At 64.6% G+C, this 23,028-nt stretch carries 23 protein-coding genes; 21 read left to right on the top strand and 2 right to left on the bottom strand.

Annotation, left to right across the window (positions count from 1 at the left end; genetic code table 11):
• The 5 genes from AC1D1Y_RS23390 to AC1D1Y_RS23410 form a co-directional block, all read left to right on the top strand.
• The coding region (locus tag AC1D1Y_RS23390; protein ID WP_477684451.1) for a 2-oxo acid dehydrogenase subunit E2 at positions 1 to 608 on the top strand (608 nt) is incomplete at its 5' end.
• Between the two features lie 11 nt (positions 609 to 619).
• The gene (locus tag AC1D1Y_RS23395) at positions 620 to 1,093 is read left to right on the top strand and encodes a hypothetical protein (protein WP_477684452.1); all 474 of its coding nucleotides are present in this window, start codon (positions 620 to 622) and stop codon (positions 1,091 to 1,093) included.
• Positions 1,094 to 1,098: 5 nt separating this feature from the next.
• Entirely contained in the window at positions 1,099 to 2,526 is a 1,428-nt protein-coding gene (lpdA, locus tag AC1D1Y_RS23400) for a dihydrolipoyl dehydrogenase (protein WP_477684453.1), read from the top strand.
• 19 nt (positions 2,527 to 2,545) lie between these two features.
• A complete protein-coding gene (zapE, locus tag AC1D1Y_RS23405) occupies positions 2,546 to 3,649 on the top strand; it encodes a cell division protein ZapE (RefSeq protein ID WP_477684454.1) in 1,104 nt (367 codons plus the stop codon).
• Positions 3,646 to 4,308 carry a hypothetical protein gene (locus AC1D1Y_RS23410; RefSeq protein WP_477684455.1) on the top strand — a complete coding sequence of 221 codons (663 nt, stop codon included), beginning with the start codon at positions 3,646 to 3,648 and terminating at the stop codon, positions 4,306 to 4,308. Before zapE ends, AC1D1Y_RS23410 begins: the two co-directional genes overlap by 4 nt.
• Here the strand turns inward: AC1D1Y_RS23410 and AC1D1Y_RS23415 are convergent.
• Positions 4,297 to 5,082, bottom strand: coding sequence for a PP2C family protein-serine/threonine phosphatase (locus AC1D1Y_RS23415; protein ID WP_477684456.1), 786 nt, complete (start codon positions 5,080 to 5,082; stop codon positions 4,297 to 4,299). The genes AC1D1Y_RS23410 and AC1D1Y_RS23415 overlap by 12 nt on opposite strands.
• An 84-nt stretch (positions 5,083 to 5,166) precedes the next feature.
• Here AC1D1Y_RS23415 and AC1D1Y_RS23420 point away from each other — a divergent pair, with 84 nt between their 5' ends.
• Positions 5,167 to 5,370 (top strand): DUF465 domain-containing protein, encoded by a 204-nt coding sequence (locus AC1D1Y_RS23420; RefSeq protein WP_092125858.1) that lies wholly within the window; start codon positions 5,167 to 5,169, stop codon positions 5,368 to 5,370.
• A complete protein-coding gene (locus AC1D1Y_RS23425; RefSeq protein ID WP_477684457.1) occupies positions 5,370 to 7,376 on the top strand; it encodes an ATP-dependent DNA helicase in 2,007 nt (668 codons plus the stop codon). Before AC1D1Y_RS23420 ends, AC1D1Y_RS23425 begins: the two co-directional genes overlap by 1 nt.
• Here AC1D1Y_RS23425 and AC1D1Y_RS23430 read toward each other — a convergent pair.
• Positions 7,339 to 8,163, bottom strand: coding sequence for an outer membrane protein assembly factor BamD (locus AC1D1Y_RS23430; protein WP_477684458.1), 825 nt, complete (start codon positions 8,161 to 8,163; stop codon positions 7,339 to 7,341). The genes AC1D1Y_RS23425 and AC1D1Y_RS23430 overlap by 38 nt on opposite strands.
• Before the next feature lie 17 nt (positions 8,164 to 8,180).
• On the opposite strand from AC1D1Y_RS23430, the gene AC1D1Y_RS23435 reads away from it, so the two are divergent.
• From AC1D1Y_RS23435 to hflX, 14 genes are all read left to right on the top strand, one after another.
• Complete coding sequence (locus tag AC1D1Y_RS23435; protein ID WP_477684459.1) at positions 8,181 to 9,215, top strand: RluA family pseudouridine synthase; 1,035 nt, start codon at positions 8,181 to 8,183, stop codon at positions 9,213 to 9,215.
• Between the two features lie 121 nt (positions 9,216 to 9,336).
• Positions 9,337 to 10,158: an SMC-Scp complex subunit ScpB gene (scpB, locus tag AC1D1Y_RS23440; RefSeq protein ID WP_477684460.1), complete on the top strand. Its 822-nt coding sequence runs from the start codon at positions 9,337 to 9,339 to the stop codon at positions 10,156 to 10,158.
• Between the two features lie 3 nt (positions 10,159 to 10,161).
• A complete protein-coding gene (locus AC1D1Y_RS23445) occupies positions 10,162 to 11,787 on the top strand; it encodes a pseudouridine synthase (protein WP_477684461.1) in 1,626 nt (541 codons plus the stop codon).
• A gap of 127 nt (positions 11,788 to 11,914) precedes the next feature.
• Complete coding sequence (gene ndk / locus AC1D1Y_RS23450; protein ID WP_122956648.1) at positions 11,915 to 12,340, top strand: nucleoside-diphosphate kinase; 426 nt, start codon at positions 11,915 to 11,917, stop codon at positions 12,338 to 12,340.
• Between the two features lie 80 nt (positions 12,341 to 12,420).
• Positions 12,421 to 13,569 (top strand): dual-specificity RNA methyltransferase RlmN, encoded by a 1,149-nt coding sequence (rlmN, locus tag AC1D1Y_RS23455; protein ID WP_477675321.1) that lies wholly within the window; start codon positions 12,421 to 12,423, stop codon positions 13,567 to 13,569.
• A complete protein-coding gene (gene pilW, locus AC1D1Y_RS23460) occupies positions 13,566 to 14,384 on the top strand; it encodes a type IV pilus biogenesis/stability protein PilW (protein ID WP_477684462.1) in 819 nt (272 codons plus the stop codon). The genes rlmN and pilW overlap by 4 nt, the downstream gene beginning before the upstream one ends.
• Positions 14,377 to 15,399 carry a helix-turn-helix domain-containing protein gene (locus tag AC1D1Y_RS23465; RefSeq protein WP_477684463.1) on the top strand — a complete coding sequence of 341 codons (1,023 nt, stop codon included), beginning with the start codon at positions 14,377 to 14,379 and terminating at the stop codon, positions 15,397 to 15,399. Before pilW ends, AC1D1Y_RS23465 begins: the two co-directional genes overlap by 8 nt.
• A 2-nt stretch (positions 15,400 to 15,401) precedes the next feature.
• Positions 15,402 to 16,676, top strand: a complete 1,275-nt coding sequence (gene ispG, locus AC1D1Y_RS23470) for a flavodoxin-dependent (E)-4-hydroxy-3-methylbut-2-enyl-diphosphate synthase (protein ID WP_477684467.1) — start codon at positions 15,402 to 15,404, stop codon at positions 16,674 to 16,676.
• 5 nt (positions 16,677 to 16,681) lie between these two features.
• Positions 16,682 to 18,034 (top strand): histidine--tRNA ligase, encoded by a 1,353-nt coding sequence (hisS, locus tag AC1D1Y_RS23475; RefSeq protein ID WP_477684464.1) that lies wholly within the window; start codon positions 16,682 to 16,684, stop codon positions 18,032 to 18,034.
• A 93-nt stretch (positions 18,035 to 18,127) separates the two neighbouring features.
• Positions 18,128 to 18,820: a YfgM family protein gene (locus AC1D1Y_RS23480; RefSeq protein ID WP_477652086.1), complete on the top strand. Its 693-nt coding sequence runs from the start codon at positions 18,128 to 18,130 to the stop codon at positions 18,818 to 18,820.
• Positions 18,817 to 19,971: an outer membrane protein assembly factor BamB gene (gene bamB / locus AC1D1Y_RS23485; protein WP_477684465.1), complete on the top strand. Its 1,155-nt coding sequence runs from the start codon at positions 18,817 to 18,819 to the stop codon at positions 19,969 to 19,971. The genes AC1D1Y_RS23480 and bamB overlap by 4 nt, the downstream gene beginning before the upstream one ends.
• 30 nt (positions 19,972 to 20,001) lie before the next feature.
• Positions 20,002 to 21,345, top strand: coding sequence for a ribosome biogenesis GTPase Der (der, locus tag AC1D1Y_RS23490; protein WP_477684466.1), 1,344 nt, complete (start codon positions 20,002 to 20,004; stop codon positions 21,343 to 21,345).
• Positions 21,346 to 21,414: 69 nt separating this feature from the next.
• A complete protein-coding gene (gene hfq / locus AC1D1Y_RS23495; protein WP_007871209.1) occupies positions 21,415 to 21,666 on the top strand; it encodes an RNA chaperone Hfq in 252 nt (83 codons plus the stop codon).
• A complete protein-coding gene (hflX, locus tag AC1D1Y_RS23500; protein ID WP_477684468.1) occupies positions 21,663 to 22,844 on the top strand; it encodes a GTPase HflX in 1,182 nt (393 codons plus the stop codon). The genes hfq and hflX overlap by 4 nt, the downstream gene beginning before the upstream one ends.
• Positions 22,845 to 23,028: the final 184 nt, after the last annotated feature.

Consider the following 23,028-nt stretch of genomic DNA (forward strand, 5'->3'; position numbering starts at 1 on the left):
CCTTCAATGAAGTGAACATGGCCCCGGTCATGGAAATGCGCAAGCGCTTCCAGGAAAAGTTCGAAAAAGAACACGGCGTGAAGATCGGCTTCATGAGCTTCTTCGTCAAGGCGGCGGTGCATGCGCTGAAGAAATACCCCGTGCTCAACGCCTCGGTCGACGGCAACGACATCGTCTACCACGGCTATTTCGACATCGGTATCGCCGTCGGTTCGCCGCGCGGCCTGGTGGTGCCCATCCTGCGCAATGCCGACCAGATGAGCTTTGCCGACATCGAAAAGAAGATTGCCGAATACGGCGCCAAGGCGCGCGACGGCAAGCTGGGCATTGAAGAAATGAGCGGCGGCACCTTCTCGATCTCCAACGGCGGTGTGTTCGGCTCCATGCTGTCCACCCCCATCATCAACCCRCCKCAGTCYGCSATCCTGGGCGTGCACGCCACCAAGGAYCGCGCCGTCGTCGAAAACGGCCAGATCGTGGTGCGCCCGATGAACTACCTCGCCATGAGCTACGACCACCGTATCGTGGACGGCCGCGAAGCCGTGCTGGGCCTGGTGGCCATGAAGGARGCGCTGGAAGACCCCGCACGCCTGCTGTTCGACATCTAAGGCTGCCGTCGATGCGTCGCCTCGTCGCCTGCCTGGCCTGCACCTTGGGTGTGGGCCTGGCTGCGGCCGCGGCGCCGGCCGGCGACAACTGGAGCGGCCATTACGGGCTGCAATGGCTCAGCGTTTCCCAGGCGGGAACCAGGGTGGTGCTGGCAAAAGCGCCGGATGCCGACCCCGGGAAGCTGGTTGAAGAATACCAGTCGGACCTGCTTCGCTGGAGCATTGCCGATGTTCGGACCCCAACCGAGACCGTGAAACTGCGCCGCTTTCTTGCGGCAGAGTACGAGGGTTTTGGCTGGGCCGCGCTGCATGCCGCCGGCCAGATTGAATGCCTCGATGCCAGGCACCTTTTTGTCTGCAGGACCACGCCCGGCACGACCGTGAAAATTGGCCGCGATGGCCCCCAGCAGGAAAGCCTGCTGGCGAGCACCGGTGTATTTGGAATCGTCCTCCATGCGGGGGCGTTTGAACTCAAGAAGGAATAGAAAACATGTCTAAACAATTCGACGTCATCGTCATCGGCGGCGGCCCCGGCGGCTACATTGCCGCCATTCGCGCCGCCCAGCTGGGTTTTAACGTCGCCTGTATCGACGAATGGAAAAACGCCAAGGGCGGTCCCGCCCTGGGCGGCACCTGCACCAACGTGGGCTGCATTCCCTCCAAGGCGCTGCTGCAGTCCTCCGAGCATTACGAGCAGGCCGGTCACCACTTCGCCGATCACGGCATCGAGGTCAAGGGCCTGAGCCTGGACGTCGCCAAGATGCTGGGCCGCAAGGACACCGTCGTCAAGCAGAACAACGACGGCATCGTCTACCTGTTCAAGAAAAACAAGGTGACTTTCTTTCACGGCCGCGGTTCCTTTGCCGCCGCCAAAAACGGCCTGTATGACGTCAAGGTCGCCAGTGCCGCCGAAGAAACCATTTCCGGCAAACACATCATCGTGGCCACGGGCTCCAATGCCCGCGCATTGCCGGGTGCACCGTTCGACGAGGAAAACATCCTGTCCAACGACGGTGCGCTGCGCATAGGCTCGGTGCCCAAGAAGCTGGGCCTGATCGGCTCCGGCGTGATCGGCCTCGAAATGGGCTCGGTCTGGCGCCGTCTGGGCGCTGAGGTGACGGTGCTCGAAGGCCTGCCGACCTTCCTGGGCGCGGTGGACCAGCAGATCGCCAAGGAAGCCCACAAGGCTTTCACCAAGCAAGGGCTCAAGATCGAACTCGGCGTCAAGGTTGGCGAGATCAAGTCCGCCAAGAAGGGCGTGTCGGTCGCCTATGTCGATGCCAAGGGACAGGCGCAAACCCTGGAAGTCGAGAAGCTGATCGTCTCCATCGGCCGCGTGGCCAACACCATCGGCCTGTCGCCTGAAGCCGTGGGCCTCAAGCTCGACGAGCGCGGCGCGGTGGTGGTTGATGACCAATGCAAGACCAACCTGCCCAACGTCTGGGCCATCGGCGACGTGGTGCGCGGCCCCATGCTGGCGCACAAGGCCGAGGAAGAGGGCGTTGCGGTTGCCGAGCGCATCGCCGGCCAGCACGGCCACGTCAACTTCAACACCATTCCCTGGGTGATCTACACCAACCCCGAGATCGCATGGGTGGGCCAGACGGAAGAGCAGCTCAAGGCCGCCGGCCGCGCCTACAAGGCCGGCACCTTTCCCTTCATGGCCAACGGCCGCGCGCGGGCGCTGGGCGACACCACCGGCATGGTCAAGATGTTGGCCGACGCCGCCACCGATGAAATCCTGGGCGTGCACATCGTCGGGCCTTTCGCCAGCGAGTTGATCGCCGAATGCGTGGTCGCCATGGAGTTCCGCGCCAGCAGCGAGGACATCGCGCGCATCTGCCACGCGCACCCGTCGCTGAGTGAGGCGACCAAGGAAGCCGCGCTGGCGGTGGACAAGCGCACGCTGAACTTCTGATCTGGCCGGGCACGGGTCCGTGACTCAACCGGTACGCGCGGCGTACGACGCTGAACTGGCGGCGCGGGGTTATCAAAGCGACCCCGCGCAGTTGCGCGCCGTGGAGGCGCTGGAACGCTGCGCCTCGGAATGGGCCGAGTTCAAGGAACAGCGCTCCAACGCCTTCAAGAAGCTGATCAACCGGCCCGACATTCCGCGCGGCGTGTACATGTACGGCGGCGTCGGGCGCGGCAAAAGCTTTTTGATGGACTGTTTTTTCGGCGCTGTTCCGCTGCGCCGGAAAGTCCGGCTGCATTTTCACGAATTCATGCGCGAGGTGCACCGCGAACTGCAGGACCTGCAGGGCACGGCAAACCCGCTGGACGAACTGGGCCGGCGCATGGCCAAACGCTATCGCCTGATCTGCTTTGACGAGTTCCACGTGGCCGACATCACCGATGCCATGATTCTTCATCGCTTGCTGTCGGCACTGTTCGAGAATGGCGTAGGTTTTGTCACCACTTCCAACTTTCACCCGGACGAGCTGTACCCGAACGGCATGCATCGCGACCGCGTGCTGMCGGCCATCGAACTGCTCAAGGCCAACCTGGAAGTCATCAGCGTCGACAACGGCACCGACTACCGCAGGCGCACCCTGGAGCAGGCCAGGCTCTACCACACGCCGCTGGGCCCCCAGGCCGATGCCGAAATGACGGAAACTTTCAACGCGCTGGCGGAGTCCCAGGATGAAAACCCGGTATTGCAGATCGAGGCCCGCCAGATCCAGGCCAGGCGCAAGGCAGGCGGGGTGGTGTGGTTCGACTTCAAGACCTTGTGCGGCGGCCCGCGCTCGCAAAACGACTACCTGGAGATCGCGACCCAGTTCCATACCGTGCTCTTGAGTGATGTGCCTTACATGCCGTTACGGATGGCTTCCGAGGCGAGGCGTTTTACCTGGCTGGTGGATGTGTTGTACGACAGGCGGGTCAAGCTCATCATGTCGGCAGAAGTGCCTCCGGAGGCGTTGTACACCGAGGGGCCGCTGGTGCACGAGTTTCCCCGCACCGTCTCCCGGCTCAATGAAATGCAGTCGAAGGAATTCCTGGCGCTTGACCGCCGAAACGTGGACACGACCCTCACATGAAAAAATTCGCCGTCGCATGCTTTATCGCCACCCTGGGCGTGCTTGCGGGCGCGCAATCCGCGGCGCAGCAGCCGGCCGCGCCCGCCGAAGTGCCGCGCAGCATCGATGCCGACCGCGCCAGAATCAACGCGGACCGTGCGCGGCTCGAAGCGGGTTTCCTGGCCGAGGACGTCGAGTGCTATAAAAAATTCGCCGTCAACAGCTGCCTCGGCAAGATCAACGAGCGGCGGCGCGAGGCAATGGGCGACCTGCGCCGGCAGGAGATCCTGCTCAACGATGAAGAGCGCCGCATCAGGGGCGCCGAGCAGGTTCGCAAGACCGAAGAAAAATCCTCACCTGAGAAGCAGCAGGAAGCCGCGGACCAGCGGGCCAAAGCCGCGGGGGATTACCAGTCGCGCCTGGAGCGGGAAAAGAAGAAGAATGAAGACCGCGCTGCCGCCAAAGCCGGTGAGCAGGGCAATAGCGACGCCAGCGCCGCCCGGTTAAAGGGAAGCCAGGATAAATCCCAGGGCAGGGCTGACAAGCAGGCCACGGCGGCCGCCGAAGCCAAGAAACTGAGTGACCGCCAAAAGGAAGCGCAGGAGCGCAAGGCCCAGCACGAAAGCGACCGCCTGAAGCAGACCAAGCCTCCGGCCAAGTCCCTTCCTTTACCCAACTAGGCGGGCAGGGGGCTCAGGGGCCAATGGCTCGAGCTTGACGATCACCAGTGAGAGGTTGTCGCCGCCGCCGCGTGCGCGGGAACGCGCTTTCTGGATCAGGAATTCGGTGGCTTCACGAGGCGACAGCATGGACAGGGCGGAGCCCATTTCGCTGGCGCTGAAGTAGTGCCACACGCCGTCACTGCAGGCCAGCAGCACGTCTTCGGGGCGCAACTGGGGGATGAAGTGGTGTGTGATGGGCGGCGCGTCTTCGGTGCCAAGGCAGCCCATCAGGATATTGGACTGGGGATGGACATTGGCCTCGTCCTCGGTGATCTCGCCCTTGTCGACCAGCGTCTGCACGTAGGAATGGTCGACCGTCCGGTGCACCAGTTTGCTGCCCTGGTAGTGGTAGATACGGGAATCGCCGGTATGCACCCAGTGGCAGTCGCCGCCCGGGTTGATCAGGAAAGCCGCCAGCGTGCTGTGCGGCTCCTGTTCGGCCGATATCGCGGTGAGCTTGATCACGATGTGCGCCTCTTCGACGATCTGCTTGAGCATCGCAGGGGCGTCATCGGTCGCGGGGTCATAGCGGTCAAAGAGCTGCTTGGCGGTCAGCATGACCTGGTCGGAGGCCTTGCGCCCGCCGCTGCGTCCTCCCATGCCATCGGCCACGATGCCCAGCATGCAGCCGGGAATCCGCGAGTGGCTGAACAGGTTGACCTGGTCTTGCTGGTAGTCCCGATCTCCTTTGTGGATACCGGTGGAGGCAGTGATTCGATAACCTTTGGACATTGTGTGGTCGTTCGGGCGCGAGGCTCGATTTATGGTCGCAATCGACGTATTATCAAGCGAAGCAGCGCGTACGGATAAAAAACCTTGGACTTAAATTTACATTCCCCGGAACGGCAGCTGATCGAACTGAAAATGGAGCACGCGGACCTCAATGCCCTGGTGGACATTGCGGCGCACTCCTTGCCCATCGACGAACTGCTGCTCAGGCGCCTCAAAAAGCGGCGCCTGCAGCTGCGTGACCAGATCGCTCAACTCGAGCTGTCGCTGGATCCCCCCGAGCCCGCCTGATGACGCTTGCGCTTGAAGTCGAAGAGGCTTTTGCCCCCGGCGGCGTGCTGTCGCGGGCGGCCGAGCATTTCAGGCCGCGCGCTGGGCAGACCGAGATGGCCCTGGCCGTGGCACGCGCCATCGAGGGGGCGTATCCCCTGGTGGTCGAAGCCAGCACCGGCGTCGGTAAAACCTTTTCCTACCTGGTCCCGGCCCTGCTGAGTGGCGAGCGCGTGCTGCTGTCGACCGCGACCAAGGCTTTGCAGGACCAGCTCTTCGGCCGCGACCTGCCGCGCCTGGTCGAAGCGCTGGGGCTTCCCGTAAGCACGGCCTTGCTCAAGGGGCGGGCCAGCTACCTTTGCCTGCACCGCATGGAAATGGCTCGCCAGGAGGCTTATTTGCCCGACGGCGTCTCGGTGCGCGCCCTGGCCAGGATCGAGGAGTGGTCCAAGGTGACACGCACCGGCGACCTGGCCGAGCTGCCGGGGCTGGATGAACGCTCCCCCATGATCCCGCTGGTAACTTCGACGCGTGAAAACTGCCTGGGCGCCCCATGCCCGCGATTTCGTGCCTGCCATGTGAACCTGGCCCGCAGGGAGGCCATGGCGGCCGACGTGGTGGTGATCAACCATCACCTGTTTTTTGCCGACCTGGCGGTGCGTGAGTCCGGTGTGGCCGAACTGCTGCCGTCGGTGCGCATCGCGATCTTCGATGAAGCGCACCAGCTCAACGAAACCGGCGTGCAGTTCCTGGGCACCAACCTGACGACCGGACAGCTGCTGGATTTCGCGAGGGACATGCTGGCCACCGGCCTGCAGCTGGCCCGCGGGCTGGTCGACTGGCAGGAGGTCGTGTCCGCCGTCGAGCATGCCGCGCGCGAGCTGCGGCTGTGCGCCGGCAAGCAATACCCCGGCACCAAGCTCCGGTGGGTGGATGAATGCCCCGAAGGCCTGGATGCGGACGAGTGGAACGGCGCGCTGCAAGCCGTTCATGCTTCCTGCGAGCAGGCCTGCGCCGCCCTCGATACCGTCAGCGAGATCGCCCCCGATTTTGTCCGTTTGCATGAACGCGCCGCCGAGCTGGCCGAACGCGCCCGGCGCTTTGTCCATGCTTGCGAACCGGGCTGTGTGCGTTGGGCCGACGTGGGCACCCAGCTGCGGCTGGTTGAGTCCCCGCTGGATATTTCCAAGGCCGTCAAGAGCAAGGTGCTGGGCGGCGGGACGGGCGCCGATAAAACCTGGATATTCACCTCAGCCACCCTGGGCGACGATGACAAGCTCAGCTGGTTCACCCAGCCCTGCGGGCTGGAGGATGCCGAGATCTTGCGGGTGGGCAGCCCTTTTGACTATGAACGCCAGGCGGCGCTCTATGTGCCGCCGGCTTTTCCCAAACCGGGCGACCCCGCCCACACCGTGAAGGTGGCCGAATCCGCCGCCAGATGGTCGCGACGCCTGGGCGGCCGCACCATGGTGCTGACCACCACGCTGCGGGCCTTGCGCACCATCGGCGATGCGCTCAGGGAAGCTTTCCAGGAATCGTCCGACATGGAAGTGCTGGTGCAGGGTGCCATGCCCAAGCGCGTGCTGATCGAGCGCTTCCGCGAGGGCAACGCCAACGGCGGCAAGGGCTGTGTGCTGGTGGCGTCGGCTTCGTTCTGGGAGGGCATTGACGTGCCCGGCGACGCGCTGCAGCTGGTCATCATCGACAAGCTGCCGTTCCCGCCGCCGAACGATCCGCTGGCCGAAGCCCGCTCAAAACTGCTGGAGTCACAGGGACGCAGCGCGTTCAACGATTATTTTCTGCCCGAAGCGGCCGTCGCGCTCAAGCAGGGCGCGGGCCGGTTGATACGCCGCGAGAGTGACGAAGGCGTGCTGGTAGTCTGTGACAGCCGCCTGGCGTCCATGGGCTATGGCAAGCGCCTGCTGAGGGCGCTGCCGCCCATGCGCCGCCTGGCATCAGAGCAGGAACTGGCAGACAGGCTGGACGCGCTTACCAGAACTTGTACCAGGGACTGTCTACAGACTTGAAGCCCTTGGTGATGAAGTGGCTCTGGGGGTAGTTTTTCTCCATGATGCGGCGGGTGTCGTCGCGCAGCTCGGCCATACCCAGGGCATCGTAGGATTTGTACAGGATGTAGATGGCTTCTTCCAGGGCGGGCACATCGCGATAGTCGGCGATCGCACTTTGCGCGCGATTGATGGCGGCCACGTAGGCGCCGCGCGAGTAGTAGTAGCGCGCCACGTGCACTTCGGACTGCGCCAGCGAGTTCACGATGTAACTCATGCGCAGGCGGGCGTCCGGGGTGTACTTCGATTCGGGGAAACGGGTGACCAGTTCCCTGAATGATTCAAACGATTCCTTGGCGGCTTTCTGGTCGCGTTCAGAGAGATCCTGGCGCGAGATGAAGCCAAAAATGCCCAGGTTGTCGTTGAAGTTCACCAGGCCCTTGAGGTAGAGCGCATAGTCGTAGGCAGGGCTGGCGGGGTGCAGCTTCATGAACCGGTCCAGCGTCGCGATGGCCTGGGGCTGTTCGCCGCCTTTGTACTGGGCATAGGCTTTTTCGAGCTGGGCTTGCTGGGCCAGCGGCGTGCCCGCCGCGCGGCCTTCGAGTTTTTCGTACAGGGGAATGGCCTTGTCGTAGGCCCCCGAGTTCGCTTCGTCCTTGGCCTCGGCGTAGATCTTGTTGGGGCTCCAGGAGGCCGTCTTGTCAGGGGCGGGTGTGCTGGAGCAACCGGCGATCACGAAGGACAGTGCGCAAACGGCTGCAAAAAGCGGCATTGCATTGGGAACAACCGATAATTTGGTGGAAAACATTGCAATCGACCTTCTTGATGACTGATTCAGAACAAAGCAAATTAATTATATCGGCCGCTGCTGCGCCCGAAAACGTCCCGGACGAAGCCCAGGAGGAGGGGGATACCACGGCCGAGATGGAATTGCGACAGGTGATGGTTCCCGCGGAGAGTCACGGCAGCCGGCTTGACCGCGCTTTGGCTGCCATTGTGCCCGAGTTCTCGCGCACTTATCTCCAGCAACTCATTGAAGCCGGTGTGGTCAAACTGGGCGGTGTTCCGGCGACCAAGGCCTCGGCCAAAGTCAAGGCCGGCGATGAGCTGCTGATCGAACTGCGCCCCACGCCGCAAAGCCAGGCCTTCAAGCCCGAGGCCATGGCGCTGGACATCGTGTTTGAAGACGCTCACCTGATGGTGATCAACAAGCCCGCGGGGCTGGTGGTGCACCCGGCGCCCGGCAACTGGAGCGGGACCCTGCTCAACGGCCTGCTGGCGCATGACCCGCAGGCCGTGTTCCTGCCGCGCGCCGGCATCGTCCACCGCCTCGACAAGGACACCAGCGGCCTGATGGTGGTCGCCCGCCAGCGCACCGTGATGGACCAGTTGGTCGGCCTGATCGCCGCCCGCGACGTAAGCCGGGAGTATGTGGCCCTGGCCCACGGCGCCTGGCAGGGCGCAAAGACCCGCCAGGTCGACGCCCCCATAGGCCGCGACCCGCGCAACCGGCTGCGCATGGCGGTGGTGGATCTGGAGAAAAACGCCGGCAAGACCGCCTCCACGGTCGTCTCGCTGCTGCAAACCGCCGGCAAGCACTGCCTGGTGCGGTGCAAGCTGCACACGGGGCGCACCCACCAGATCCGGGTCCATATGGCGTTTCTCGGTCATCCGCTGGTGTCCGACGAACTCTATGGTGGGGCGCCCGCGGCTGGGCTGGGCCGCCAGGGCCTGCACGCCTGCCGACTGGCCTTTGAACACCCGGTGACCGGCGAGGCCATGGAGTTCAGGTCCGGGCTTCCCGCCGACCTCCAGGCCGCCGTGGACGGTTTGGGGCTGATATACAATCAAATTCAGTAGTTTCCAGCTACCTGCACCATGGCTCCTGACGGGAGATTGCGCATGGATGCATGCGCGAACTAGCGCCGAACCCACGTTTTCCCGGCCTTTTTTTCCGCCCTTTTTCGGAACGACCACAATCATGAATACGACGGATGCAAAGCGCGTCCTCGAAACAGCACTTATTTGCGCGCAGCAACCGCTGCCACTGCGTGAAATGGGTGTCCTGTTCAACGGGGTACTGACAGCCGACAGCCTCAAGCTGGTGCTTGAAGAGTTGCAGAACGACTGGTCGGGCCGAGGCGTCGAACTTGTGCATGTCGCGACCGGCTGGCGTTTTCAGAGCCGGCCCCAGATGCGCGAATACCTGGACCGGCTGCATCCTGAAAAACCGCCGCGCTACAGCCGGGCCACGCTGGAAACGCTGGCCATCATTGCCTACCGCCAGCCCGTGACGCGCGGCGACATGGAAGACATTCGCGGCGTGACGATCAACAGCATGATCCTCAAGCAGCTCGAAGACCGCGGTTGGGTGGAGGTCATAGGCCACCGGGAGACCGTGGGACGGCCCGCGCTGTACGCGACCACCCGGCAGTTCCTCGACGACCTGGGTGTCGAGTCGCTGGACCAGCTTCCGGTCATGGACAGCAACACTTCCACGCCGGTCGCGATGCTCGAGCAGATCGAATTCGGCATGGCCGGCTTGGTGGATGGTGCGCCGCAATTGCAGGGGCTGGAACTTGCCGCGCAGGACGCCGCTCCCGCTGAAGAGCTTATTGACGTAAGCGAACATCCTGCATCGGCGGACTCCCCGGAATCCCCCGAATCAACCGGCAGCGCTGAGACGGCTGACACGCCCGAACTCGCGGAGGCACTCGCCGAGGCCCCGCTTTCGCCGTCCACCGAGGACGGTGACTCCGAACCTTCCGACCAGGCCGACGGCGATTTCCCCGCACGAATGTAAAAAATGACCCAACAAGATCCCCCCGCCTCCGAACCCGTGGACGTGCCCGCTGGTGAAGACCAGACCAAGACGCTGGCCCAGGARCCGCTTGTGCAGGAGGCTACCGAGGTGATCACACCGGCGCAAGCCGACACGGTGCGGCCGCCGCGGCCCGCCCGGGGCCGCAACGCCGCTCCCGCCGTCGGGGCGATACGGTTCGAAGACGTGGTGACGGGGCAGTTTGACGCCGACGAGGAAGACGTTGCCCTCGCGCCGCCCAAGCGCGTGCTGTCGCCACAACCCGAAACCCCCAAGCTGCACAAAGTGCTGGCCCAGGCCGGCCTGGGCTCACGCCTGGAGATGGAGCAACTGATCCTCGAAGGGCGGATCTCGGTCAATGCCGAGCCGGCCCACATCGGGCAGCGCATCCAGTTCGGCGACACGGTCAAGGTCAACGGCAAGCCGATCCGGGTGCGCATAGATCCGCCGCCGCCGCGCGTGATCGCCTATCACAAGCCCACGGGTGAAGTCGTCACGCACGACGACCCGCAGAACCGCCCGACGGTTTTCCGGCGCCTGCCCAAGCTGTTCCAGGGTAAATGGCAGTCGGTGGGTCGCCTCGACCTGAACACCGAAGGCCTGCTGCTGTTGACCAGCTCCGGTGAACTGGCCAACAAGCTGATGCACCCGCGCTTCGGCCTGGAACGCGAGTACGCGGTCCGCGTGCTGGGCGCCCTGAACAATGAAGAGAAAAAACGCCTGCTCGAAGGCGTGACCCTGGATGACGGTGTGGCCCAGTTCAGCTCCATCGAAGCCGGCGGCGGCGAGGGCGCCAATTGCTGGTACCGCGTCACCATCTCCGAGGGGCGAAACCGCGAAGTGCGGCGCATGTTTGAGGCGGTCGGCCACGCCGTCAGCCGTCTGATCCGCATCCGCTACGGCGCCATGGTGTTGCCGCGCGGCCTTAAGCGCGGTGCGTTTGTCGAACTCGACGAGCGCGACATCTGGGCCCTGACCAGTGCGCTGACGCGTTCCGAATCCCGCGCCGACCCGCGCGCGGCCACTGGAGGCCCGCAAGCGGGTGCGCCCGGCGGCGAAGGTGGCGAGGCGCGCCAGGGGCGTGGCCCGCGCAGAAATGAGCGGCCGCGCGGTGGGCGTGACCGCTTTGCGGCGCCGCCGGCCGATGTGAACGCCTCCAATGCCGCGCCGCAAGACGGCGCCGAGCAGGAGCCCGATGACTCACAGCCGCCGCTTCCGCGCAACGATTCCGCGCCGCGTGGCAACCGGCGCCGTGGCGGAAAAAGCCGGGGGCAGGGCGGCAATGCCGGCCCCGGTCCCCGCAGCGGGCCGCCTCCCGGCAACGGCATGCAGGGGCAAAAACGGCGTGACGACCGCGGGGACCGCGGCGATCGCGGCGACAAGCTTCCCGGTGGCGCCCAGCCCGATCCCATGAAAACCTCGTTTGGTTACATCGGCGCGGACACTTTCACGCGGCAACGTCAGGGCCAGGGCCAGGGGCAACAGCGCCGCGGCGGCTCGGGCATGGGTGGCGGCAACAATGCCGGCGGCCAGCGCCGTGGCGGCGGCGGTGGTGGTGGAAACCGCGGTGGCGGCAATCGCGGCGGTGGAAACCGTGGCGGAAACCGCTGAGCATTCTGTAGAAGCACTCCGGATCACAGGGTTGATCTGAACCGCAGAGCCCACAGGTTAAAATCATGGGCTTTATTCAATTTTTGAATAATTTAAAAATCCAAAAAATTCAAGTTAAGGAACTCTCATGGCAATCGAACGCACTCTCTCCATCATCAAACCCGACGCAGTGGCCAAAAACGTGATCGGCCAGATCTACGCGCGTTTTGAAGCCGCCGGCCTGAAGGTCGTGGCTGCCCGTATGGCTCACCTGTCGCAAGGCGAAGCCGAGGCTTTCTACGCCGTGCACAAAGAGCGTCCTTTCTTCAAGGACCTGGTTTCCTTCATGATTTCCGGCCCGGTGATGATCCAGGCGCTGGAAGGCGAAGGCGCCATCCTGAAAAACCGCGACCTGATGGGCGCCACCGACCCGAAGAAGGCCGCCGCCGGCACCATTCGCGCCGACTTCGCCGACAGCATTGACGCCAATGCCGTGCACGGTTCCGATGCCGCGGAAACCGCCAAGGTGGAAATCGCCTTCTTTTTCCCCGGCATGAACGTCTACTCGCGTTAAACCATGTCCGACCCCATGCCTTGCTACCCCTTTCCAGGGCCGTCGCTTGCTTGGGGCGGTTCAGCCGGCTGCCTGCTGCGATGACGGCCAACCTTCTTGATTTTGATCTGGATGGTTTGGCCGCCTTCTGCGAGCGGCTCGGTGAAAAGCGCTTTCGCGCCACGCAGCTCTTTCGCTGGATCCACCAGAAGGGGGCGACCGATTTCACGCAGATGACGGACCTCGCGAAGTCCCTGCGCGAAAAGCTCCCCGAGTCGGCCCATATCGAGGGCCCCAAAGTTGTCTCCCGCCACGACTCCGCCGACGGCACCATCAAATGGCTGTTCGACGTCGGCGCCGGCGATGTCATTGAAACCGTTTTCATTCCCGAAACCGACCGCGGAACCCTGTGTATTTCCTCGCAGGCCGGCTGCGCCGTCGGCTGCCGTTTCTGCTCGACAGGCCATCAGGGCTTCAGCCGCAACCTGACCACCGGGGAAATCATCTCCCAACTGTGGTTTGCCGAACACTTCCTGCGCCAGCACCTGGGCCGCGAGGAGCGGGTGATTTCCAACGTCGTCATGATGGGCATGGGCGAGCCTCTGCAAAACTACTCGCAGCTGCTTCCCGCGCTCAAGGTCATGCTGGACGACCACGGCTACGGCCTGTCGCGACGCCGGGTGACGGTGTCCACTTCGGGCGTGGTGCCCATGATTGACCGGCTTGCCAAGGACTGCCCGGTGGCCCTGGCCGTCTCGCTGCATGCGCCGGAAGACGCGCTGCGCGACAACCTGGTGCCGTTGAACAAAAAATACCCCATTGCGGAATTGCTGGAGGCCTGCACCCGTTACCAGGCCTCGGCGCCCCGTGATTTCATCACCTTCGAATATTGCATGCTCGATGGCGTGAACGACCAGCCCGAACACGCGCGCCAGCTGGTGTCGCTGGTCCAGGCCCACGCGGCGCGCGGCCTGTCCTGCAAATTCAACCTGATTCCCTTCAACCCGTTCCCGGCCTCCGGCCTGAAGCGTTCCGACATGCCGCAAGTCAGCGCATTTGCAAAAATCCTGATGGATGCGGGCATCGTGACCACCGTGCGCAAAACCCGCGGAGATGACATTGACGCGGCCTGCGGGCAGCTCGCGGGCGATGTGCAGGACCGCACGGGTGTGGACCAGCGCATGGCCGCCCAGCGGCAAGGTATGCTCGGGGGAATTAAAGTCGTTGTGGCCAAGGGGATGGGTGTATGAGGTTTCTCTCCAATGTGATCTGGTTGCCGGTGTGCTGGCTTGTCGTGATGCTGGCGGGATGCGCCGGCCAGCCGGGCGCCCCCGGCGCTGCCGGGGCCACCGGTGGCCGCAGCGACATCGTCACCGAATCGGACGAGCCCGACGGGCGCCGGCGCGCGCGGCTGCGGCTTGAGCTGGCCTCGGGCTACTTCGAACAAGGCCAGACCAATGTGGCGCTCGATGAAATCAAGCAGTCGCTATTGGCCGACCCGAGCTTCGGCGATGCCTACAACCTGCGCGGCCTGGTGTACATGCGCCTCAACGACATTCCAATGGCTGAGGACAGCTTTCGCCGCGCGCTGGCGCTGAATCCGCGCGACGCGGACGTGGCCCACAACTACGGCTGGCTGATGTGCCAGCAGTCGCGTTTCACCGACGCGATGCGCTTTTTCGGCCAGGCGATGTCCAATCCCACCTATGGCGGCAGAGCCAAGACGCTGATGACGCAAGGGGTCTGCCAGATGCGTGCCGGGCAGCGCGCTGAGGCCGAGCAAAGCCTCATGCAGTCCTACGAGCTGGACGCGGGCAATCCCGTGACCGGCTACAACCTGGCCCATCTTTTGTATGAGCGCGGTGAACTGACACGCGCCCAGTTTTACATCCGCCGCATCAACAACAGCGACCTGGCCAACGCCGAAAGCCTGTGGCTGGGCATCAAGACCGAGCGCAAGCTGAACAACCGGGAGTCGGTAGTGCAACTGGGCGACCAGCTGAAAAAGCGGTTTGCGCAGTCCCGCGAAGCGGCTGCCTATGAAAAGGGCTCTTTCAATGAGTGAGCTTGACCTGACACCAGCGGGGCAGTTCGGGGGTGAGGCGGCGCCTGCCGGTTTCAGCCACAGCGGCATGCCGGCGCCAGATGCGACGGCGGGCGGCCTGCTTCGCCAGGCCCGGGAGGCGGCGGGTATGCACATTGCCGCGCTGGCGGTGTCACTCAAGGTGCCCGTGAAAAAACTCGAAGCGCTGGAGCAAGACCGCTTCGACCTGCTGCCCGATGCCGTTTTTGTGCGCGCGCTGGCCTCCAGCGTGTGCCGCACCCTGAAACTCGACGCCGCCCCGGTGCTGGGCCTTTTGCCCCAGACCAGCGCACCCAAGCTGACTTACCAGGGCGCGGGCATCAACGCCCCGTTCCGCTCACCGGGCGAGGGCCCTGGGCCGTCGATCTGGACCCAGGTTTCCAGGCCGGCTGTACTGGCGGGGCTGCTCCTGCTACTCGGCGCCCTGGTCCTGATTTTCCTGCCGGCCGTCAAGCACGACGGCAGCAAGACGGAAGCCGCCGACACCACCATGCCGCCGGGCGCCGACGCCGGAAAGCCGCTGCCGGTGGCCATCGCCGGCCCGGGCCTGGCCGACATCGCCAAGCCGGCCGAACAGGCCAACCCGCCTGTTGCCGCTGCCAGTGCGGGCGGCGTCTCGACGACGGTTCCCTTGTCCCTCTCGACGCTGCCTCCGGCGGTGCTCAGCCCCACGCCGCCAGCCGCCGTCGCCGCTCCCGCGCCGGCTGTCGTCGCACCCGCCGCACCGGCGCCTGTGGCTGCCGCCTCGCAGGCAATGCCCGCGGGCATCGTGACTTTCCGCGCCAAAGGCGAGTCCTGGGTGGAAGTGACCGACGCCAAGGGCACGGTCGTGCTGCGTCGCACCCTGACGGCCGGTGAGGTCGCCGGCGCGTCCGGCGTATTGCCGCTGGCCGCCGTGGTCGGCAAGGCCGACCTTACGCAGGTGCAGGTGCGCGGGCAGGCCTTTGACCTGAACGCGGTCGCCAGGGACAACGTTGCCCGCTTCGAGGTGAAATAGTGCTGCAGGCCTGCCTTCCCATCGAGTCCGCCTTTCCCAAGGCGCGGCGCTCCCTCCAGGCGCAGGTCGCCTGGGGTTCGCGCATCGTCACCGTGGGCGGCGACGCGCCTGTACGCGTGCAATCCATGACCAACACCGACACAGTGGACGCCATAGGCACCGCCATCCAGGTCAAGGAACTCGCACTGGCGGGCTCCGAGATGGTCCGCATCACGGTCAACACGCCGGAAGCCGCCCAGGCCGTGCCTTACGTGCGCGAACAGCTGGACCGCATGGGTGTCGACGTGCCTCTGATCGGCGATTTCCACTACAACGGCCATCGGCTGCTTACCGACTATCCGGACTGCGCGCAGGCCTTGTCCAAATACCGCATCAATCCCGGCAACGTCGGCAAGGGCGACAAGCGCGACCGCCAGTTCGGCCAGATGATCGAAGTCGCCATGCGCTGGAACAAGGTCGTGCGCATCGGCGTGAACTGGGGCAGCCTGGACCAGGAATTGCTGGCCAGCCTGATGGACGAAAACAGCAAGCGCTCGGTGCCCTGGGACGCGCGCCAGGTGATGTACGAGGCCTTGATCACTTCCGCGGTGGACTCGGCCCAGCGCGCCGAGGAAATGGGCATGGCCCGCAATCAGATCATCCTGTCCTGCAAAGTCAGCGGCGTGCAGGACCTGATCTCGGTCTACCGCGAGCTGGCCCGGCGCACCGACCACGCGCTGCACCTGGGCCTGACCGAAGCCGGCATGGGCACCAAAGGCACGGTGGCCTCGGCCACGGCGCTGGCTATCCTGTTGCAGGAGGGCGTGGGCGACACCATACGCGTCTCCCTGACCCCGCAACCGGGCGAAGCCCGCACCCAGGAAGTCGTGATCGCCTCCGAAATCCTCCAGGCGCTGGGCCTGCGGACATTTGTCCCCAGCGTGACGGCCTGCCCGGGATGCGGCCGCACCACCAGCACCACCTTCCAGGAACTGGCCAAGCAGATTGACGACTTCCTGCGTGCCCAGATGCCCGTCTGGCGCAAGCAGTACCCGGGTGTCGAAGGCCTCAAGGTCGCCGTGATGGGTTGCATCGTCAACGGCCCGGGCGAAAGCAAGCATGCCGACATCGGCATCAGTCTGCCCGGCTCCGGCGAGGCACCGGCCGCGCCGGTGTTCATCGACGGCGAGAAAAAACTGACCCTGCGCGGCGACAACATCGCGCAAGAGTTCCAGGTCATCGTTGAAAACTACATTGAAAAACGTTTTGGCGCGCACGCTGTCGCTGAAACCGCCTGACATCCATGGTTGAAAAAACAATAGCTGCCACGACGGCAGAGAAGCCCGCTTTGGCGAAGGCGGAAAAGCTCACCGCCGTCAAGGGCATGAACGACATCCTGCCGCCCGAATCGGCGCGCTGGGAATGGTTCGAGGCCAAGGTGCGCGCGCTGATGGCGCGTTATGCCTACGCCAACGTGCGCACGCCCATCGTCGAGCCGACGGCGCTGTTCGTGCGCGGCCTCGGCGAGGTCACCGACATCGTCGAAAAAGAGATGTACTCCTTCGTGGACGCCATGAACGGCGACAAGCTCACGCTGCGCCCCGAGGCCACCGCCGGCATCGTGCGCGCCATGGTCGAGCACAACGCGCTGTACAACGGACCCATGCGGGTCTGGTCCGCGGTGACGCTGTTCCGCCACGAGCGGCCGCAGAAGGGGCGCTACCGCCAGTTCCACCAGATCGACGTCGAAGCCCTGGGCTTTGCCGGGCCCGACGTGGATGCCGAGCAGATCCTGATGTGCCGCGCGCTGCTGCGCGACCTGGGCATTCCCATGGAGCACGTGCGGCTCGAACTCAACAGCCTGGGCCAGCCCGGCGAGCGCATGGCGCACCGCGCCGCCCTTATCGCCCACTTCGAGGCGCATGCCGAGGTGCTGGACGAGGACGCAAGGCGCCGGCTGCACAGCAACCCGCTACGCATCCTCGACACCAAGAATCCCGCCATGCAGGCTATCGTCGAGGCGGCGCCGCAACTGATGGACTTCCTTGGCGAAGCCTCGCTCGCGCACCTGAACGCAGTGCGCGCGGTGCTTGACGCCGCCGGCGTGGCCTACCGCATCAACCCGCGCCTGGTGCGCGGCATGGACTACTACAACCTCACCGTGTTCGAATGGATCACCGACAAGCTCGGCTCGCAGGGCACGGTCTGCGGCGGCGGCCGCTACGACGGCCTGTTTGAGCAGTTGGGCGGCAAGCCGACGCCGGCGGTCGGCTGGGGCATGGGCGTGGAGCGCATGCTGCTGCTGCTCGAAGCAGTCGGCGTGCTGCCGCCCGAAAACGCGCCCGACGCCTACGCCATCCTGCCGTCGGCCGAGGCCTTGCCCGCCGCCATGGCAGCCTGCGAAGCCCTGCGCGGCGCTGGTATCAAGGTGCAGATGCACGGCGGCACGGGGGAGGGCATGGGCAGCATGAAATCCCAGTTCAAGAAGGCCGACGCCAGCGGCGCGCGCTATGCGCTGATTTTCGGCGCGGACGAGCTCGCCCAGGGCCACGTGGCCGTCAAACATCTGCGCGGCGAAAAAGACCAGGCCTTGCAAGCCCAGGTGCTCCAGCCGCTGGCCGATGTGGCGGCCTGGGCCGACACCTTGCGCGGCTGAACACCGGGACGCGCCGGCGGGCGCATGTCCTCGGGCCTCTACAATCACCCCAACTCAATCCGCGCCGTCACCGGGCCGCACAAGAAGACTTTTATGGCAAAACATCTCGATTTGGAAGAACAGGAACAGCTTGACGAACTCAAGCACTTCTGGAAGCAGTACGGTGACAGGATCACCTGGACGCTGATTGTGGTGCTGGGCGTTTTCGCGGCCTGGACCGGCTACCAGTACTGGGAGCGCACCAAGGCGGCGCAGGCCGCGGTCATGTACGAAGAAGTCGAGCGCTCCGTGCAGTCGGGCGACGCGACCCGGATCGACCGCTCCCTGGCGGATATGAAAGAGCGTTTCAGCAGCACGGCTTATGCCCAGCAGGCCGGTTTGCTGGCCGCCCGGGCTTATTACGACAAGGGCAACGTCGACTCTTCGCGTGCCGCCCTGAACTGGGTCGCCGAAAAAGCCTCCGACGAGGGTTACCAGGCCATCGCGCGCCTGCGCCTGGCGGGCCTGTTGCTCGAAAAGAAGGCCTACGACGAGGCGCTCCAGCAGGTTTCGGGCGCTTTCCCCAAGGGTTTCACGGCGCTGGCCGCCGACCGCCGCGGCGACATCCTCGCCGCCCAGGGCAAAAAAGCCGAAGCCAGGGCGGAATACGAAAAGGCCTACAAAGACCTCGACGAGCGCGCCGAGTACCGCCGCCTCGTGGAAGTCAAACTCAACGCGCTGGGCGTAGACCCGGCAGCCAAGGCCAAATCCGAAACCCCCGCATCGAATCCCGAGGTGAAGAAATGATCCATTCGTCTTTCCGGCCCCTGGCCCAGGCCGTGCGCACACCGGCCCTCATCCTGCTGGTGGCCGCCTTGGGCGGATGCTCGATGTTCGGCAGCGGCCCTGCCAAGCCCCAGCCCGCTGAGCTCCAGCCCGTGACGGCCTTGGTGGCCGCCCGACAGACCTGGACCACGCGCGTCGGCCAGGTGAATTTCCCGTTGCAGACCGGAGTTTCCGGCAACAGCGTGGCGGTGGCCAGCGGCGATGGCACCGTGGCCCTGCTGGACGCCCAGACCGGCCGCGATGTCTGGCGCCTTGCGCTGAACACACCGCTGGCCGCGGGCGCCGGCAATGACGGCAAAGTCGTGGCCGTGGTGACCAAAGCCAATGAAATCGTCGCCTTGCAGGGCGGCCGCGAGCTGTGGCGCCAGAAGCTGGGCGCCCAGGCTTTCACCGCGCCTTTTGTGGCCGGCGAGCGCGTGTTTGTGCTGGCCGCGGACCGTTCGGTTACCGCCTTCGACGGGCAGACAGGGCGCAAGCTCTGGGCCCAGCAGCGCCCCAACGAACCCCTGATCCTGCGCCAGTCCGGCGTGATGCTGGCTGTCGGCGACACCCTGGTGGTAGGCCTGGCCGGCCGCCTGGCCGGCCTGAACCCTTCCAACGGCAGCATCCGCTGGGAAGCTCCCATTGCGACGCCGCGCGGCATCAATGACGTGGAACGCCTGGTCGACCTGGTCGGGCGCGTCAGCCGGCAGGGCGACGTCGTGTGCGCGCGGGCTTTCCAGGCCAGCGTCGGCTGCGTCAACGCCGCGCGCGGCAACCTGCTCTGGACCAAGCCCGCCAACGGCGTGCAGGGCCTGGACGGTGACGACCGCTTTGTGTTCGGCACCGAAGCCGACGGCAACGTGATTGCCTGGCGCCGCACCGACGGCGAACGTGCCTGGACCACGGACCGCCTGCGTTACCGCAGCCTGACCGCGCCGGTGGTGGTGGGGCGTTCCATCGCCATCGGCGACTTCTCGGGTTTTGTGCACCTGCTGTCGCGTGAAGACGGCTCCCTGCTCAACCGCCTGCCCACCGACGGCACCGCCATCGCGGCCACCCCCGTGCTGGTCGGCAATACGCTGATTGCCGTCACCCAGGGCGGCGGCATTTACGGCTTCCAGCCCCAATAAAGGGCCTTGGGCCCCGCCTGAAACTGATTGATGAAACCTGTCATTGCGCTAGTCGGCCGCCCCAACGTGGGCAAGTCGACGCTTTTCAACCGGCTGACCAAGACGCGGGATGCGATCGTGGCCGACTTTGCCGGCCTGACGCGGGATCGTCATTACGGTAACGGCAAGCTGGGTCCCCACGAATACATCGTGATCGACACCGGCGGCTTTGAGCCCGACGCGGCCTCCGGCATCTACAAGGAAATGGCCAAGCAGACCCGGCAGGCGGTCGCCGAGGCCGACGTGGTGGTGTTTGTGGTCGATGCCCGCGCCGGCATCAGCGCGCAGGACCACGACATCGCCAAATACCTGCGCAAACTGGGCAAGCCCACGGTGCTGACGGCCAACAAGGCCGAGGGCATGACCGAAGGCGTGCAGCTGTCCGAGTTCTTCGAGCTGGGCCTGGGCGAGGTGCTGCCGGTTTCCGCCTCGCACGGCCAGGGCATGCGTTCGCTGGTCGACATGGCGCTGGCGCCGCTCAACCTGCCCGACCCGGAAGAAGAAGCCGAGCCTCAGGATCCCTCCGTCATCCGCCTGGCTGTGGCCGGACGCCCGAATGTCGGGAAATCCACGCTGATCAACACCTGGCTGGGCGAAGAGCGCCTGGTGGCCTTCGACCTGCCCGGCACGACCCGGGACGCCATTTCGGTGCCTTTCGAACGCGCCGGGCAAAAGTTTGAGCTCATCGACACCGCCGGGCTGCGCCGCAAAGGCAAGGTTTTCGAGGCCATCGAGAAGTTTTCCGTCGTCAAGACCCTGCAGGCCATTGAAAACGCCAATGTGGTGCTCTTGCTGCTGGACGCCACCCAGGGCGTGACCGACCAGGATGCCCACATCGCCGGCTACATCCTGGAAAGCGGGCGTTCGGTGGTCCTGGCCGTCAACAAATCGGATGCGGTGGACTCCTACCAGCGCGAACTGCTGGAGCGTTCCATCGAAACCCGGCTGGGCTTCCTCAAGTTCGCCTCCATCCATCCGATTTCGGCCATCAAGCGCCAGGGTCTGGGCCCGGTCTGGAAGTCCATCGTGCAGGCCCATGCCTCGGCCAACCGCAAGATGTCCACCCCGGTGCTGACCCGGCTGCTGCTCGAGGCGGTGCAATTCCAGCAGCCCCAGCGCGCCGGCGTGTCCCGCCCCAAGCTGCGTTACGCCCACCAAGGCGGCATGAACCCGCCCATCATCATCATCCACGGCAATTCGCTGGAGCACGTCACCGAGTCGTACAAACGCTACCTCGAAGGGCGCTTCCGCAAGGAGTTCGACCTGGTCGGCACGCCCCTGCGGATCCAGATGAAAAGCTCGCACAACCCCTTTAAGGACAAGGAATCGGCCTAGGACTACATGGCCGGGCCCACGCCCTGTGGTAAGGTCAGGTTCTATTAACTTTTGAACACGGAAAATATCGTGAGCAATAACAAAGGCCAGCTCTTGCAGGATCCATTTCTCAACACCTTGCGTCGCGAGCATGTTCCTGTATCCATCTATCTCGTCAACGGGATCAAATTGCAAGGCCAGATCGAATCCTTCGATCAATACGTGGTCCTGCTTCGCAACACTGTGACCCAGATGGTCTACAAGCATGCGATCTCCACCATCGTTCCGGGCCGCGCGGTGAATTTCGCGACCAGCGAGTCTGAAGAAAGCCCCGCCAGCTGAGTTCGTCCGATGCTCCGGTGAACCCGAAACCCCTTGTGCTTCTTGTCGGGGTGGATCTCGGGTACCCGAACTTTGATGCTGGCCTGCAGGAACTGGGTTTGCTCGCGCAAACAGCGGGCCTGCAGCCGGTTGCGCGCGTCACCTGCAAGCGCAAAGCGCCCGACGCCGCGCTCTTCATCGGTAGCGGCAAGGCCGACGAAATCAAGCTGATGGCGCTGGACACCGGCGCCACCGAAGTGCTGTTCGACCAGTCCTTGAGCCCGGCGCAACAGCGCAATCTGGAGCGCCACCTGGACATGCCGGTCAACGACCGGACCCTGCTGATCCTTGAAATTTTCGCCCAGCGCGCGCGCAGCCACGAGGGCAAGCTGCAGGTGGAGTTGGCCCGGCTGCAATACATGTCCACGCGCCTGGTGCGGCGCTGGTCCCACCTGGAGCGGCAGACCGGCGGCGCCGGCGTGCGCGGCGGCCCCGGTGAAAAGCAGATCGAGCTCGACAAACGCATGATCGGCGACGCCATCAAACGCACCAAGGATCGCCTGGCCAAGGTCAAGAAGCAGCGGCAGACCCAGCGCAAGCAGCGTGAGCGCCGTAATTCCTTCACGATTTCCCTGGTGGGTTACACCAACGCGGGCAAGTCCACGCTCTTCAACGCGCTGGTCAAGGCGCGCGCCTATGCGGCCGACCAGCTGTTCGCCACGCTGGACACCACCACGCGGCAGCTTTACCTGGGCGATGCCGGGCGTTCGGTGTCGCTCTCGGACACCGTCGGTTTTATCCGCGACCTGCCGCACGGCCTGATAGACGCCTTCGCCGCGACCCTGCAGGAGGCGGCCGACGCCGACCTGCTGCTGCACGTGGTGGACGGTGCCAACCCCGACTACCTTGAGCAGATCGAACAGGTGCAGCGCGTGCTTTCGGAGATCGGCGCCGCCGATGTGCCGCAAATATTGGTGTTCAACAAGCTGGATGCCATTGAAAAGAACAACTTCCCCCTGCACCTGCAGGACATGTTCGAACTCAGGGACGCGTTTGAGGGCTCCAGCCGCAGCGTTGAACGGGTGTTCGTGAGCGCCCAGACAGGCGAGGGCCTGCCGCTTCTGCGGGCCTTGCTGGCCGGCTATGCGGCCAACCCGCCGGCCGAGGAAATCCCCCAGACTGCCGAGGACCTTGCCTGATATGGCGAATTCATTAGGCACAATGTCGGTGTAATGAAAAAAAGTGAGTTTGATCCCATGAATCTGAACCCCGTGCTGCAGACTTTGACGACCTTGCCAGGCCGGCTCAGGCATCGCGCCCAAGGCATGTTCAACCTCAATGATCCGCGCTGGGGCCGGGACGACGACAAAGCCTCGTCCGACG

The organism is Polaromonas sp. P1_G1 (genome assembly GCF_056405595.1).